At 50.5% G+C, this 912-nt stretch carries 2 protein-coding genes; one reads left to right on the top strand and one right to left on the bottom strand.

Annotated features, from left to right (window positions below):
* A partial coding sequence (locus E1189_RS02265) for a hypothetical protein (protein ID WP_196221068.1) occupies positions 1-250 on the top strand: 250 nt, incomplete at its 5' end.
* Here the strand turns inward: E1189_RS02265 and E1189_RS02260 are convergent.
* Complete coding sequence (locus E1189_RS02260) at positions 241-780, bottom strand: hypothetical protein (protein ID WP_155158445.1); 540 nt, start codon at positions 778-780, stop codon at positions 241-243. The genes E1189_RS02265 and E1189_RS02260 overlap by 10 nt on opposite strands.
* Positions 781-912 lie beyond the last annotated feature (132 nt).

Here is a 912-nt window from a genome sequence, read left to right as displayed (position 1 = left end):
AGGTGGTGTTCCGCTTCCCCTTACACCGGGTGTCCTTACTGGTCTGGCGGTGAGAGTTGAACTGGTTAACCGAATTGAAGGTGGTGCCGCAAGGGCAGGTGGTGTTCAACTTCCCCTTACACTGGGCGTCGCTACTGCCCCGGCGGTGGTATTTAAGCAGGTTGATCGAATCGAAGGTGGCACCGCAGGGGCAGGTAGTGCTCCGCTGTCCTCGGCATACTGCCCTTTCTTTATTTTGGCTCAATACTGATACTTCCAGTGTAGGGCTATCATAGTCAAAATCACTTGGGACTGTTGATACAGCTTCATAAACTTCTTCAATTTCTTGTTTAACAACTTTCCGGCAATGAATTTCCCAAGCGCGGATCTCAGAGTTAAAAGGCAGCGAAACCCATCAACAAATTCACCTGTTATTATCACGTCATCCGTCGCTGGCGGGGAATGAACTTTGCTGGACATTACGGAGCAGGTAGAGCCCTCTGCTATCAGCCCAAGGATTCCTTTGTCCTTACGTGACAGCCTGATTCTGGATAGACTCCCACCCCCCTGGCAGACCAGGCTATTTTCTGGACCCGATACACAAAATGTGTCGTCCAAAGGCTGAACAACGGGTGATAGCGTACGGATACGACCTGTTGTGATGATATCGGCCTCCCTTTCACCTGATGGCAAAACAAGCGTACAGCTACTTACCTGCTTGTCTGTACCCGCATCAACAACAGCGGGAGCAACGGTCAGGATAAGCCAAAGATATGAGGCATCAGCCTTTTCAACGAGCATAACCCCCGATCCCACTCAGGCACGAAAGGCTAGTCAATAAGTAAGATAGCGATTCTTTTTAAATCCCGTCTCCTTTCTTTTTGATTCGCTGTCTCTTGCACTGGGCGTCGCGGCTGCCCTTGCGGTGAGAAC

It is taken from the genome of Parendozoicomonas verongulae (genome assembly GCF_009711465.1).
Lineage (GTDB): Bacteria > Pseudomonadota > Gammaproteobacteria > Pseudomonadales > Endozoicomonadaceae > Sansalvadorimonas > Sansalvadorimonas verongulae.
Note: the sequence above shows the minus strand (reverse complement) of the source record. Positions and strands in the feature narration are given on the sequence as shown.